Genomic DNA, 13,427 nt, shown 5'->3' with positions numbered 1-13,427 from the left:
CGTCCTTAAGGGTTGAATACTTTAATGCCCGTCCATGTCGGCGTGCGCACATCAAAATGAAACCAACTCACTTGCCCTTCAATGGCGGTGATGTAGGGGAATTCTTGCGGGTGGGCTAATACGTAATCACGTACTTGCTGAGCGGTGTAATTAGTAAAGCTACAATCGAATGCTTTACCTAACTTGTGTTGACTGCGTTTTGCACCTACTGCGCAATCAAGCTGGCGATAGCCACGGTATTGATTAGCGCCGCCCCAGCTCCAACTATTTACGGTGCATGGGCCAAACGTGTTGCGTAACTTTTGCAGCATACGCAATGCGCGATCATCAAATAGATTGATCAAAAACAAAGGGTCGTCTTGATAAAGTTCAAACGTGGCTTTTGGTACTAATTCTTGAAACGTAAAGCTTGGGGCAGTCGGTACTACCACTTTTCTTTTAAGCGCCATGCTGTTGAGTCCTCATTTTGGTTAAACGTTGTTTTGTTAGGACGTAACAGGCAGGTAAGCGAGTACTGCGCACTGGTTTGTTATTGGCTGGGTTTAGCAGCTGTTGAACGCGAGTACGCAATGCGGGCAGGTCTTTTAACGGGCAACGGCGAGAAATTGCAATTTGCTCGGCTTTAGAACTGGCCTTAATAATTTGTTGAGCTAAAAACTCAATAAATGGCGCATGCACTGTATTTGTCATGCTGGTAGTAAATCAATTTAGGGGGTTGGGTAACACTGTAAAGTTGTTTGCGGCTGGGGCTTTCGAGCTGGTCTATTAGGTTAAATTAAAAAGGCTTACTAATACAAGGGGGCAAGCCAATTTAATTTAGGTTTACAATATTAAGTCTGAATGTAAATATCTATCGAAGTCGGTTTAATCAATTGTTGGAGTGTTTATGAATGGAATCTGTAAATTATGTAACGAATCTGGAACGCTTAAGAAAAGTCACTTTATCCCAAAATTTATAGGGAAATGGTTAAAGAAAACATCTATAACTGGTTATATGCGAGAAAAAAATGAAGTTCATAGAAGAGCACAAGATCTGCCTAAGGAATATTGGTTATGCGGAAAATGTGAAGACCTTTTTTCAAATTGGGAAAGAGAGTTTTCACTTAAAGTTTTTTATCCGTTTATTGAAGACTCAACAACTAGAATGCCTTATGGTAATTGGCTATCAAAATTTGCAGCATCAATATCATGGAGAACATTAACATTTATCAGAAGCAAAAATACAAAAGATGAAGGAAGCAAAAGTAAAGATTACTTAAACAATTTAGATAGTGCGGAATTAGCTTTAACTAAATACCTACTTGGTGAATCTGATAACCTTTTCCAATATGAGCAACATATTTACCCTGTTGACGCAATTGGTAATCATAACGTCAATAACCTACCTACAAATATAAATCGTTATTTTCTACGTAATATAGCAATGGATATCATAGGTAATGATAGTGAAACGTATATCTATACAAAGTTACCTAGCTTCATAATCTTAGGGGTTGTTAAAACAAATGCATCGAAAATTATTAGGAACAGTCGAATATCAATCAAGGGAGATGTTCTTAAACCAAGAGTGTACACGTTTCCAAATGGCATAGCTGAATACATTTTTGATAAGGCTGAAGAGGTATCAAAAGTTTATGATGAGATTCCAGTAAAGCAATTGGAGAAAATTAACAAATATATTGTTGATAACCCAGATAAAGTAATAGAGTCGAGATTATTTCAAGCTATACAACATGATTACGATCATTTTGGCTCTGAAGCTTTTAAAAAATAGAATTAATAATTAAAAAAGTTTAAAGGTGATTTAAATGTTAGAGCATGCCCCTGATTGGAAAGTACTTAAAAAATTTGCAGATATTAAATTAGTAAAATTTTCGTATGTATGGATAATTATCGTCCCTATTCTCGCTAAGTTGCTTATAAAGGTTGGGGATGTATTACCAATTAAAATTGGAGATGTTACTTTCAATATAAATCTAAGCCTACCGTTTAGTTGGCAAATGTTCTTTTTTGCAGCACTTTTCTTTTCTTTAGCGCAATTCATTTTTAACTTAATTTGTCCTGAAATAGTCAAGGATTTTGAAAATCAAAGAGAATTTGAAAAAGATGGTAAAACAGTCATTCAGCTAAGTTCGTATTTAAAAGGTTTACTCTTGTGTAGAAATAATAGTAATTATAAAGAAAGTGGTGTATTTCTTAATTTAGTGAAGAAAGAAGATAGAATAAATAATGCAAGGGATATAGCTAAACAATATTTAGCTCATTTGAACGCAGATTATCAAATTAATATTGTCTCAGGTGTAGCTGCAAATGATTTTCAAAAGGCAGCTAATATATTGGTAAGCTTGTCTCCAGAAAGAAGAAAAGCGATCTTTGAGTATGTTTATACAGTTTGTAAAGTACAAAACCCAATCACCAGAATTATAGTCGGTTCATTATATTTTTTAGGTTTCATTTTGTCTGCTGTTGTACTACTCCAGAATGTTATTTCTGTAATCCATACTATATTTTAACCTTTTTAAACGCCTCCCTATATTCATCCATTAAACCCGTTACATCTAACCTCATAGTTTTACGTTGGTTGATGTAACGGGCTAACAGGTTTAAACCGTATTCGTACTGCCACCGCTTTGGCTTTTTGCCACCGCTAAGTTGCAACGCAGTGAGCAGTACAAAGTTATTGTTTTGCATGTTTGTGCTTGGGGTAGCTTTGAATTCTAACCTCTTTACCATCGGTTACACGGATAAACTCAAACCAGCAATGAATGCAAATAGTGTGATCGTTATAAACCTCGCCCTCTGGTGGGCGCATGGTTTTTAAGGTGTTATCGCACTCAGGGCATTTGTAATGAATTACTGGTTTGCTGCGTAACGTTGCAGCGTTAAAAAAGGCTAAGCATTCTGCTTTAATGTCTTTTAAAAGCTCCATAAAGCCCCCTACAAACTTAAATTTAATTGTGTTTCGTGCGCCCGTTCGTCTTGGTATGCACTGTAAATACTGCTTACTTGCTGGCGGGTGATCTTAAAACGCTTAACCAGCTGCTGAATGTTGCTACTTTTAGTGTCCAGGGCTTGGCAAATTTGTTGATTGCGAATTTGCATAAGCACTTTGTGCAGCATGGGTATTTGGTAGCTTGATCCTACGTTGGCATCTATTAGCTCTTGCACTAGGGCTTTACCAAATACCTTGACTACTTCGTGATCCTCGGTTGGCTTTTCTGGGATATAAAACATTTGCCCTTGCTGCTCGGTGAGTACCGCAATGGTTTGTTCAACCCCTAAGTGTTTAACTATGCGGCGCAGGCCATGGGGTAATGCCCGTAAATCTATGGTTGATTCGCTCATGATTGCTCCTCAAATAAATAATCTAAGCCGTTTTCACGGTCTAGTCGGCGTTGCTCTTGGTATGCCTCTACGTCACGGCGAATACGGCACTTTTCGCGGTCTGTTGCTTTAACTGGGCGATAGCGTTCTTCCTCGGTGTAAGGCGGCTTACGCGGGTTAATGGTAAAGTTTTGGTACTCTTCGTAATTAGCCATTTACGCCCCCTGCTTTGCTTTATGGCGTGCAAGCCATTGCTTAAGTACTTCGATAACAGCTGGCCATTGCTGGGCGCTTTGGCTAAGCTTTTTGCCCTGCAGGTGCTTTTCACAAAACGAGTCGCATGCCCCTTTTGAATCAATGTTTACCGCCCCTGCGCGGTGCAGCTGGCCCCACAGGCTGTAAATCATTTTTAGCTGCGCGGGTAACTGCTTTTTGCCTGCGTTTGGGTTCATTGAGCGGTAACGCGTAAGCAGCTGCTGTTGCTCAAGCTTGGTTAAGTCAGCGCAGGTGTTGGTGCGGCCATTACAAATGTACGACACATTAAGTTGGTGGATATCTTGCTCGATACCCGCCGCCTTTTGTGCAATTTTAATTTGTTGGATCAAGTTGCTCATGCGCTTTGCTCCATCGGGATAAACTCAAACGCAATGGCTGGTTGTAAATTGATGACCTTAATGCCCCAGTCGCTAACGCCTTGGGTATAAATACGCGCTAGGTTTGGGTGTAAGTTGTTAAAGCGAATAGCCAATTGCTCGGCAGATTTAACGCCTAAAACATGTTGAATAGTGAATAGCTTTTCGGCTATCAGCATTGAGAACGCGGCTTTGATATTGCCGTTACAGCTGTCGATAAACTCGCCTGATCCTTGTTTATCAGCAAGTACAGCCAGCATGTGTTGCGTGCTTACGGTGTCGTTTACTGCTAAACGTGCGGTAAAACGTGGAGTGTTTAAATTAATTGAAAATGCCATGATTAAATCCTTATTTAAAGTTTATTTAAACAGCGTTTAAACCGCTGGTTTATTAAGTACTGATGAAAAGATGCCATTGACTAACAGCTTGTCTACGGCGGTGTCTGGGTTTTTGTTGGTGTGGTTAAGCAAATGCGGTAGCAAGTTTTCAACTAGCTCACGGGCGTTACCCTCAACGCGTTTGTGCAGCCATTGCCACCACTTTGCATCGTTTTGGGCGAGCTTTACCGTGCCCTCGGTTAGCTCTAAAAACAGGGTGCGAATGTCTTCAACCGTTATTTGGCCGATAGGTTTAGGCCAAAAGCACACGCGGCTTGCAATGAGTTCGTAGCGCTCTTGGGTTTGCAGTTTGTCTACCAGTTGAATGTTGCCAACCAGCGTGACCCCAACTATTGCTTGATCGCTAATAGTGCGCAGCGGGTCGAGCGAGTTTGGTTTGCACTTGTCGGCTTCGTCTAAAATAATTAGGCGGTCTGTGTCACGCAGTGCGCTAATAATCTTTTGCATGTTTTTATAGGCACTTGGGCAACGCGATAAGCCCAGGGCTGTGGTTAGTTGCTCAAGTACTTGGGTGCTGCTGGTTTGCTCACTGCCGGCAATTAAAATGGCTTCTTTGTTGTGGCGGCAATATTCTGCAATGCCTTTGGTTTTACCAAGGCCTGCTTGGCCTGCAAACACACTAAAGCGTTTACGTGCTCGCGCTTGGTCGCATGCCATGGCAATAAGTTTTGAGGTGCTAGTAGGAATAAACCGCACATCACCGTACACAATTTCAATTTTTTTGCGCTCATTAGAAGGCTTGCCTTGGTCAACCTCTGCTGGGCAAATCAACGCCCAAATGTCGTGCAGGTGCTTGGTGGGCTTTGCGTTGTACTTACCGTTAATGAGTTGGCTGATTGATGCAGGGCTTTTACCCATGCTTACCGCAATGCTGGCGCTGGTAATGTTTTGCTCGCGTATTTCGGGCGATTGCAAACGCAGGCAAATACGCGCTGCCAGTTCGCGATCAGCTTTGTTATATGACTTATTAAAGCCATTGCGTTTTTCAATCTCGGTAATAGCGGCGTTACCAAACAGTTTTTGCCACATCGCCACAATGATTTTTTCAGGGTTAATGGTGCATTTGTTTGCCAGTACTTCTTTAACTGACTGCAGGGCAAAGCCACAGTTAAGCTCTTCGGTGGTCATGCCTGTGGTGCTTAACTCTTGGTTTATTAGCTCAACACGTAGCGTTTGCTCTGGCGTGTATGGGTGTGGTTGGCTATAGCTCATAAGTGTGTTCCTTGCGTAAATTGGGTTGATCTAGTAATTCGTTTAGGTCGATTTCGTGCTGTGGCTGTGTAGGCGTTACATCAAAATCAAAAATATTTACCGGTGCTTGTTGTGCCGCAATGGCTTTAATTGGCGCTGCAAACTTAGCCACCGAATCAACATCGATAACGCGTTCTTGCGTTTCTTGGGCTTCTATTTCGCGGCGTTTGGTGTCAATGCGCTTTAAGCGGCCAGTGCGGCGTTTGCTTTCGGCTTGCTCAATGCGCGACGTAGGCACGGCATGCGATTTAGTTTTTAAGTTAGCGAACATTAAAAACTCACCGTTTAGCTTATAAAGCTTGGTGTAGCTGTCGTCGTGTAGGTCGTAGGCGGCAATAAGCTCTTGGCCATTAAACTGGTGTAAAAAGTCAGCTGAATAATCACGTTGGTGTAAGCGGAAGCGGCCACGGCGAATGTTGACGGTTTCGCGCGGTAACATGACAAAATCGCCCTCTACCGGTGGTACGCGCTCTATGTTTTCGTCCCATACCTGTTGGCGGGTTTTACCTTTGATCTCTGGGTGCTCACTGTTGTGGTAGTCGTTTAAAAATGCTTTAAATTCGGCTATCCATTCGTCTACCGTGGGCAGTTTACGTTTGCCTTGCTTGGCCTCTTTAAGTACCAGTTGCTTATGGCGATCGTCGTGGTCGCGCCCGCAATACGTGCTAAAGCGTTTACCAACGCGGTCTTCCATATGCAGGAAGAACCGCTCTATCCACTTAACACGGGCATTGCCTGGTATGGCAAAAATTACGTCTATTTCAAACTGGGCATAAAAGCCGGTTGTGTCGTCGTTCATGAGTTTGTTTTTGTAGCCTGAGCCGTTATCAAGGTAAAACATGGCAGGCACATTGTTATGCACTTTAATAGCGCGGCTTATGGCTGCTAGCGTATCTAACGTGCTTTCGGCGTAGCCGAGTTCCCAGCCAACAATGCAGCGGCTTGCTACGTCTTGAAACGCAGTTAGCTCAGCGCGGTATGGCTTGCCTGTTTTAGGGTGCGCTAGGTATACGTCAAGCGTGTGGCCATCGCCGTTATACATAACGCCTGGCTTTAAGTTATCGGTAGAACGCAGTAAGTGATCTTTATGTTTTTCACGGTACAGTTTTGCACCCATGCGATACGGGCTTTGTGGGCCTAGCTCATGCGGGAGTGCATTTATAAAACGGCGCACTTGGTGATGCTCTGCCTTGTAGCCCTCTTTGTTTAGCTGATCTGCCACTTGCGCAAAGCTTGGGCTGTTTGGGCTGTGGTAAAGCTCAAGGCAGCGGGCAAGCCAGCTATATTGGGTTTGTGCTTTGCCTTTGTGGTTTGGTAATAGGCTGTTAATGCCGTTGTCTTTATAAGCATTGCACCAGTTATAAACTGTGGCGCGCCCGGGTAACTTACCTAGTGCATCGATCGCGCTTGCTAATGTGCTGAGCGCTGTGTTGGCACGGTAGTTTTTTACAAGTGCCTCAAATGCTTTAGGTATGCCGCACTCTTGGGTAAGTAAATGGCGTACTAGCACCGCCCTACTTTGGGCTTTTTTACGGGCTGTTTCGCTGGCATTTTGCCAACTCAGCTCGTTACCTGTGCTGGGTAACTTATTGTATTTTTGAACTGCAGGATGCATTGCTCTCTCCTACTTTTTATTAGAATTAGTGCTAAAACGGTCGTTAAACATGGCGAGCATGTATTCACGGTTTGCTTGGCCGTCTTGCCATTCGTCTTCGGCAAATTGCGGTATGCACTCAGCGCCGGCTAAATGCTCGGGGCCAAACTCCCCGCTTAAGCGATTTAACATGTGGGTAATACGCTGCTGTATGCCTAGCCATAAATGCCAAGTAGTTTGCGCTGCGCCAATACGGTGGTTTAGGTCAAGGTCGCGGGTGTTGCATAGCTGCTCTGCCATGGCTATAAACTCTTCGAGCGATTCGTTAACAACGGCACTGTGCGCAAACGATTTTTGGCGCACCTGTGCAACTAACATAGGTAGCTCGTACATTTGCTTTGGGGCTTTGGTTAAGCGCTCGGTCTCTAGGGCGTTTATAAGCGTGGCAGTTTGATCTTCAAGCTCGGTGTGCTTGTCTTTTAGCTTGCGAATTTCTTTACGAAACTCACGTACTGATAGGTCATTGAGCGTGTCTAGATCGTCGTCATCGAGAGATTCAACGGTTTCAACAGGTAAACGTGCCATTTCAATCAGCTTGCTTTTGTTCATGTTCAAAAGCGCAGACGTCTGCACTTTTGAATCAGGCAGTGCTAAAAACATTTTAGATACAGCTATTGCGTTAAACGCATTGCGGCGAGGAATGCCTAGTTCTTTAAGCTTTTTATCGAATTCACCGTATTGAAGATGTGATTTAATACTTAAATAAAGCAGTCCGCGCTTTGCGGTATCAACCAGTGCTTGTTCTTCCATGCGGACAAGCAATTGCCATGCTTCGTCAACTGAATCTGGCATTACGAGCTGTATGTGCCCTGCCATCTTCTCGATTTTGGCGCTTAACTGCTGTTGCTCTTCGGCAGAGAATGTTTGATCCGTTAAATCAGTGCTCATAATGGCCTCCGGCTGCGTTTATGCGGCTGGCTTTACAAAATACAGACGGTTTTTGGTCTTTGATTGTCATTGTTTTTAGCCTTATATGGGTTTTATATCGGGTGGTGAAATGGTGCTTTCAGTCTTGTTCGTCGTTGTTTAATAACGACTCGGTTATATAGCGCTGCATAGCTGTTCGCTCTTCTATTTCCATTTGCAGCTCTGCATGCTGTTGCAGTAGTTGTGAGCGCTGATCGACTGCTTTAAACAAAATAGGTTTGAGTAGTACATTAGCTGGCTCTGTTGAGCGTACGGCATAACACAAGGCCGGAAGGTAATGCATTGGCATATAGTTAGTTTGACTTGGGGCAAGCCATTTATTGAGTTTGGCTTGGTCTACATCGTTGTTTTGAGCGCGTAGTGCATCGTTCATGCGGTCAGCTATTACTGGGCGACTAAAGCCAGAACGCTTCATGGCTGAACACACGCTGTGAATAAACAAGTGGTATATATCGCAATCAGGCGCTACATCGGCATCTAGAATGCTTTTAGTGAGTTGTTTTTGCTGTGCCATTGTTAAATTTTCCATGGTAAAAATCTCTTGCAAAATTACATTGATTTAATACGCGTGATTGCCGATGCTATTGCTCACTGGCTAGTAACTCGCGTAACGCTTGTACTTTCTTTGCTCGGCAATCTTTATTTTTAATGTAGGCAGGTACATCGGGGAAAATAACGTCTACCGGTTTACCGATAATTTTGGCAATGGCAGCAGCCACTTTGTATGAGGTGGTATGTTGATAAACAACACTACTAACATGCGATAGGTTTAAACCCAGCGCAGTAGCAACAATTGACAGTGAATAGCCTTTTTCTTCAAGGGCTTGTTTAATTTGCTCTGGTTTCATTGTAAAGTACCTTTTGGTTTACATTCTCTTTTCAGTTCTTTGGCGAGATTTAAAGAGAATGTTTTTGTTAATGTGTGGTGAGTATAGTTTCAATATATTGAAACTGTCAACGTTAAGGTTTCAATATTTGGCATTATTATATTCAATATATTGTACATTATTGAAGTTTCTAGTAATTTTAATGGTTAAAAGTTTCAATAAATGACAACTTTCTTGCGGGAAGAGCGTAACAGGTTAGAGCTAACACAAGCAGATGCTTCTAAAGCAATTGGTGTAGGTAAAACGACTTTCCTTCGTTGGGAAGCTGGATATCCCATTCCTTCTGACAAATTAATTGCCTTATCCGATATTGGCTTTGATATTAATTACGTACTCAAAGGCTGTAAAAGAGATACTTTACCAGCCGCATCAACACCAGGCACAGCCCTGCAAACCAGCCATGCTGATTTAACGGCGGTGCCGCAATATGATTTATCAGCCAGTGCTGGTGGTGGCGCATTAGTGGTAGCTGAGCACCCTATTGCTCGTTTTGAACTTTCAAAGCGTTGGTTAGAACAACACAACTTACATAATAAGAAGTTAACCGTTGTTCCCGTTCGCGGTGATAGTATGGAAAATACACTTCACGATGGTGATTTAACGCTTGTTTCGTTGATAGATGATTTATCAGAAGCACGTGAAGGTGTTTGTGTTCTACGCTTTGATGATGAGATTTTTGTAAAACGTATTCAATACGATTTTAAAAGTAAGGGTTATAAAGTCACTAGTGACAACAACGCTTACTCTGGTTTTTTTGTTGATGCGGATGATATTAACGCTGGGCGCTTTAGCGTACTTGGTCGTGTAGAACGTGTGTTACAACGGGCACGTAAAGTAGATTAGTTCACTTTAAAAGGGATTTTGTATGATTAAACATGGTTTGGTTTTTACGTTTGTAATGAGTGGTATCCTAGTTGGTTGTGGAAAAAATGACAGCACTGAGCAAACAACTCAGCTAACCCCACCACCTGCTGATTTTATTAGCCCTTACAGGTTTATTAAGTTTAGGTTGGAAGCTGCAAGCGATATTTTAAAAACTGCCGCTAATGCAAATGGTTCTATTATCACAACTACTGCGCAATACAAAACTCGTTATGACAGTACTGATGGTGTAATTACTTATTCTGAAATTTACTTGCTAGAGACTGCACCATGTAGCCAAACAGAACCGTTTGATCCTATCGCTGTGTTAAATGCTGTTGCAGTCAATCCAAAAAATTTAGAAGAACGAGACAGAATGACCCATTTAGCCACTTACTATGATCATCAAGAAAAATTAAAGGTTAGTATTACCTGTGAGCAAGACGGGACGCCCATTGTGGTTAGGTTTAGTAATAAATATTACCAAGGTTAAAAAATGACCATAGAGTTTAAAGAAACTGATGACGGGGTTTCATTTCTAATTAATGGTAAGGAAGTTACATTCTTCATCAAAAACACAGATAACTCTCAAACATTACGCAATGACTTTGAGTTAGATAATGATGAAATAGATGAACTATTAGAGTTAGAATATTCGGAACTTCCTTTGGATTTTGAATATTACAAGGAAGATTATATCAAAATAAATGGGGCATCTATAGATTTGTGCATAGCTGAGTATCATCTAGGGTTTCGCGTTAAGCATGAACTGGAAATTTGGGCAAATCATTACTCTTTTAAAAAGTTTGATATAGTTTTCGAAGGCCTTCTATCGCAAGGCTCTTTTAAAGTAATTAACTACAATGATTCTCAAATAGACGTAGACCTCGATATAGATAGATTAGAGTATCAAAATCAAAGTATGTTAGCTAATGTAAAAAAAGCTTTAGACTTTATTGAAGAATGCTCGTTAGAGGCTCATAAGTTTTTGACAGAACAATCAAGAGATGATGTTTTCATCAAGGTTTTTGAATTTCCTCCAGAATATAAAAATATCTGCTCTCAATATTTAATATGGTTTGGGGAATTCCTACAGAACTTAGGCATAGATGCTAATGTTTCAACAAATCAAAGAAAAAACCAAACTCAGCTTATAGTCTCTCCAAACGAATGCCCTGAATTACTCACTGAAATAGAAAAGCTATTTTATCAGTATCTATCGCTCCCTTATGCTGAATTATTACCTCCAGAATCAAACCTAACACCACAAGAATTACATGCATATCAAGCAGTGAAAATGCAAGTGCAACATTTACAAACGCAAGTGCAATTGAAGGACTATGTGATCGCAAGCTACCAAGCAACAAACACAGACTTAATGAATAAAATTAGTGAAAAAGACTCAGAGCTGATGCTCATTAACAGTTTAAAGGAAGATAATAAGTTTGAAATTTTTGGTGGGATTTTAAAAGTCAATAAAGTGCAGAAGATTGGTAAAAATGATAATGCATCAATTGATCTGTGTAAGATCTATAAGTTGCTTAATAAAAAATAAATAAAAGAGGCGCTTAAAATACTAATTACATGTGTTTTTGCCTACATTTAAATTAAACAAGAAGGTTCACAATGGCAAAAAAAAATGAACGGAATATCTTATTTTTAGATCTTAATTTATACACTAAAACTTACACGCCGCACATAACAGGGTTACCGAACCAATTTACCCTAGATAAGCTGATGAAAAAAGTGGTTGCATTACGTGAAAAAAACAAAGTTAACGTTGAGTTAGGTACTAAAGAACCAAAAGAACTTTATATTTCTGATATGAAATATGATAAAAATACTGCAACATGGCAGTTATTGATAAATATTGTTGATACGTCTTTAGCTGATGAAGTGCATCGTAAGATTGGTGGTGCAGCTAGCACGCGTAAAGTAAACAGCAAAACAGATGATGTTGGAACTGAGTTTTCTAGCCATGTTATTTTTAAAGGCTCTAAAAAGAAAAGTACCGTTTATTTAGCCTTGTATGAACAAACCCCTAATTTGCCCGTCAAACTCATTGCTCGCTATTTAAATGAAATGTTCAAGCGTGTTTCACGCGAGTATGAAGACGAGTTTAAGATTAAGCACCCGCAAAATATTTGTGACAGCACAGGTAAACCTAAAACGATTAATACCTATTTTAAATGTCACTTTAATGGGTATGTGTCTGACCAGTTTAAGAGTGATTTAGACAATGGAATCTATAAAGATGTAAAGCTCATTACAGGGGAACTAAAAAAGATTGAAGGCTACGATGTGCAAAAACACACCGACTTAAAAGAGATACATATACCTGTGAAGATTGATAAAGCTGAGCTTTCAAAAGCAGGTGGTAATCATAGCTGGCTTTCTAATTTTAGACGAGGTGTAGCAAAAGACTTAGGCATGCAAGAGCTTAAAGTTTCATTTAAAGATGAAACGGACGCATCACATACAGCCAATATTGATGTTGATACAGGTATGTTAGTTAACTCTGAGAAGTATGTAAAAAAAGTAAAAATTAGTGGTTTTTCGGAACCTTTAACTACGTCCGTAGATCTAATCTATAACCCAATTATTAAGAAAATGCTTGAGCACTTATGACATCACATATTGTTTACCAGCTAACTAGGCCAATATCTTATTTGTTATTGCACCACCCCGCTGGAAAAATATATAACTGGCGTATCCCTTTCCTGCTTGCATTAGTAAGTTCTGTATTACTGTTTGTATGCTTTGATGCAGCAACTATTGCGGCGAAAGATGGATTGATAGATCAACTCGCTGGCTTTATAACTGGCCTACCTGGTTTTTTAATTGCAGCGCTCGCAGCAATTGCAACGTTTAACCGCCCTGTTATAGACCAAGAAATGATTGAAGGCCCTACTATTACAATTAAAGTTGGCAACACTAAAATTGAAAATAGTCAGCTTACACGTCGTGACTTTTTATTAAGGCTATTTGCTTATTTAACCGTATTAAGTATTTTTTTAGTGATCTTTGTAAAGGTAGCAATGGTAGTTACTTTGCCTGCAACTATTGCTTTGTATGGACAGTGGTTATTTGTGGTTGGCTTTTTACTGCTTTTTTGGCAGTTACTCGTGTTGTTGTTATTTGGTATGTACTACTTGTGCGAACGCCTGAATATGAATATATGAAAAAGCCCCTAGTTAGGGGCTTTTTTGTATGTTAGTCGTTCCAGTCATGTCGACAATACCATCTACCATCATTTGTTATTTCATAAAGAGCGGAACATGAAGTTCCCGTTTCTACTGTAGTGATCCTTACTTTTGCTTCGGTTCTACTTGTAAAAGAAACATACGGTGAACAACTATATTCTTTTCCTGTGTCACGTTTCACTTCTTTTTCTAAATTTCTAGCGCGTGATGCAGCAATTTCATTTAACTTATTTTGCATATCATTAGAGGGATAGTTATTTGCCATAGTACAGCCTTATGTATGAATTCAC

At 40.5% G+C, this 13,427-nt stretch carries 21 protein-coding genes; 7 read left to right on the top strand and 14 right to left on the bottom strand.

Translation table 11 applies throughout. The annotated features are described in order from the left end of the window. Positions 1–5: 5 nt before the first annotated feature. Both H5201_RS09675 and H5201_RS09670 read right to left on the bottom strand, forming a co-directional pair. Entirely contained in the window at positions 6–449 is a 444-nt protein-coding gene (locus H5201_RS09675; protein ID WP_182784452.1) for a D-Ala-D-Ala carboxypeptidase family metallohydrolase, read from the bottom strand. Then, positions 439–690 carry a hypothetical protein gene (locus H5201_RS09670; RefSeq protein ID WP_182784450.1) on the bottom strand — a complete coding sequence of 84 codons (252 nt, stop codon included), beginning with the start codon at positions 688–690 and terminating at the stop codon, positions 439–441. Before H5201_RS09670 ends, H5201_RS09675 begins: the two co-directional genes overlap by 11 nt. A gap of 196 nt (positions 691–886) precedes the next feature. Between H5201_RS09670 and H5201_RS09665 the strand changes: the two genes are divergently transcribed. Together H5201_RS09665 and H5201_RS09660 are read left to right on the top strand one after the other, a co-directional pair. After that, positions 887–1,774 carry a hypothetical protein gene (locus H5201_RS09665; RefSeq protein WP_182784447.1) on the top strand — a complete coding sequence of 296 codons (888 nt, stop codon included), beginning with the start codon at positions 887–889 and terminating at the stop codon, positions 1,772–1,774. Between the two features lie 34 nt (positions 1,775–1,808). Further along, positions 1,809–2,513, top strand: a complete 705-nt coding sequence (locus H5201_RS09660) for a hypothetical protein (protein WP_182784445.1) — start codon at positions 1,809–1,811, stop codon at positions 2,511–2,513. On the opposite strand, the gene H5201_RS09655 is transcribed toward H5201_RS09660, so the two are convergent. The 11 genes from H5201_RS09655 to H5201_RS09605 all read right to left on the bottom strand — a co-directional run bounded on the left by H5201_RS09655 (position 2,503) and on the right by H5201_RS09605 (position 9,034). Next, positions 2,503–2,691 (bottom strand): hypothetical protein, encoded by a 189-nt coding sequence (locus H5201_RS09655; protein WP_182784443.1) that lies wholly within the window; start codon positions 2,689–2,691, stop codon positions 2,503–2,505. The genes H5201_RS09660 and H5201_RS09655 overlap by 11 nt on opposite strands. After that, positions 2,678–2,929 carry a hypothetical protein gene (locus H5201_RS09650; protein WP_182784441.1) on the bottom strand — a complete coding sequence of 84 codons (252 nt, stop codon included), beginning with the start codon at positions 2,927–2,929 and terminating at the stop codon, positions 2,678–2,680. The genes H5201_RS09655 and H5201_RS09650 overlap by 14 nt, the downstream gene beginning before the upstream one ends. A gap of 8 nt (positions 2,930–2,937) precedes the next feature. Further along, a complete protein-coding gene (locus tag H5201_RS09645) occupies positions 2,938–3,345 on the bottom strand; it encodes a Mor transcription activator family protein (RefSeq protein ID WP_182784439.1) in 408 nt (135 codons plus the stop codon). Then, positions 3,342–3,539, bottom strand: coding sequence for a hypothetical protein (locus H5201_RS09640; RefSeq protein ID WP_149981125.1), 198 nt, complete (start codon positions 3,537–3,539; stop codon positions 3,342–3,344). The genes H5201_RS09645 and H5201_RS09640 overlap by 4 nt, the downstream gene beginning before the upstream one ends. Further along, positions 3,540–3,938, bottom strand: a complete 399-nt coding sequence (locus tag H5201_RS09635; protein ID WP_182784437.1) for a phage protein GemA/Gp16 family protein — start codon at positions 3,936–3,938, stop codon at positions 3,540–3,542. Continuing rightward, complete coding sequence (locus tag H5201_RS09630; RefSeq protein WP_145233999.1) at positions 3,935–4,294, bottom strand: hypothetical protein; 360 nt, start codon at positions 4,292–4,294, stop codon at positions 3,935–3,937. The genes H5201_RS09635 and H5201_RS09630 overlap by 4 nt, the downstream gene beginning before the upstream one ends. A 36-nt stretch (positions 4,295–4,330) precedes the next feature. Further along, positions 4,331–5,566: an AAA family ATPase gene (locus tag H5201_RS09625; protein WP_182784435.1), complete on the bottom strand. Its 1,236-nt coding sequence runs from the start codon at positions 5,564–5,566 to the stop codon at positions 4,331–4,333. Further along, positions 5,556–7,220, bottom strand: coding sequence for a Mu transposase C-terminal domain-containing protein (locus H5201_RS09620; RefSeq protein WP_182784433.1), 1,665 nt, complete (start codon positions 7,218–7,220; stop codon positions 5,556–5,558). The genes H5201_RS09625 and H5201_RS09620 overlap by 11 nt, the downstream gene beginning before the upstream one ends. A 9-nt stretch (positions 7,221–7,229) precedes the next feature. Next, positions 7,230–8,147, bottom strand: coding sequence for a hypothetical protein (locus tag H5201_RS09615; RefSeq protein ID WP_182784431.1), 918 nt, complete (start codon positions 8,145–8,147; stop codon positions 7,230–7,232). Positions 8,148–8,265: 118 nt separating this feature from the next. Next, on the bottom strand, positions 8,266–8,715 hold the full coding sequence (locus H5201_RS09610) for a hypothetical protein (RefSeq protein WP_182784429.1): 450 nt from the start codon (positions 8,713–8,715) through the stop codon (positions 8,266–8,268). Between the two features lie 52 nt (positions 8,716–8,767). After that, complete coding sequence (locus tag H5201_RS09605) at positions 8,768–9,034, bottom strand: helix-turn-helix domain-containing protein (protein WP_016707158.1); 267 nt, start codon at positions 9,032–9,034, stop codon at positions 8,768–8,770. A gap of 201 nt (positions 9,035–9,235) precedes the next feature. On the opposite strand from H5201_RS09605, the gene H5201_RS09600 reads away from it, so the two are divergent. The 5 genes from H5201_RS09600 (at position 9,236) to H5201_RS09580 (ending at position 13,116) form a co-directional block, all read left to right on the top strand. Further along, the gene (locus H5201_RS09600) at positions 9,236–9,916 is read left to right on the top strand and encodes a LexA family transcriptional regulator (protein WP_182784427.1); all 681 of its coding nucleotides are present in this window, start codon (positions 9,236–9,238) and stop codon (positions 9,914–9,916) included. Positions 9,917–9,938: 22 nt separating this feature from the next. Beyond that, the gene (locus H5201_RS09595) at positions 9,939–10,427 is read left to right on the top strand and encodes a hypothetical protein (RefSeq protein ID WP_182784425.1); all 489 of its coding nucleotides are present in this window, start codon (positions 9,939–9,941) and stop codon (positions 10,425–10,427) included. 3 nt (positions 10,428–10,430) lie between these two features. After that, positions 10,431–11,489 (top strand): hypothetical protein, encoded by a 1,059-nt coding sequence (locus tag H5201_RS09590; RefSeq protein ID WP_182784423.1) that lies wholly within the window; start codon positions 10,431–10,433, stop codon positions 11,487–11,489. Positions 11,490–11,560: 71 nt separating this feature from the next. Further along, entirely contained in the window at positions 11,561–12,562 is a 1,002-nt protein-coding gene (locus H5201_RS09585; protein ID WP_182784421.1) for a hypothetical protein, read from the top strand. Beyond that, a complete protein-coding gene (locus tag H5201_RS09580; RefSeq protein ID WP_182784419.1) occupies positions 12,559–13,116 on the top strand; it encodes a hypothetical protein in 558 nt (185 codons plus the stop codon). The genes H5201_RS09585 and H5201_RS09580 overlap by 4 nt, the downstream gene beginning before the upstream one ends. A 31-nt stretch (positions 13,117–13,147) precedes the next feature. On the opposite strand, the gene H5201_RS09575 is transcribed toward H5201_RS09580, so the two are convergent. Next, on the bottom strand, positions 13,148–13,402 hold the full coding sequence (locus H5201_RS09575; RefSeq protein ID WP_182784417.1) for a hypothetical protein: 255 nt from the start codon (positions 13,400–13,402) through the stop codon (positions 13,148–13,150). Between the last annotated feature and the right edge of the window lie 25 nt (positions 13,403–13,427).

This window comes from Pseudoalteromonas sp. SG43-6, assembly GCF_014164365.1.
Lineage (GTDB): Bacteria > Pseudomonadota > Gammaproteobacteria > Enterobacterales > Alteromonadaceae > Pseudoalteromonas > Pseudoalteromonas rhizosphaerae.
Note: the sequence above shows the minus strand (reverse complement) of the source record. Positions and strands in the feature narration are given on the sequence as shown.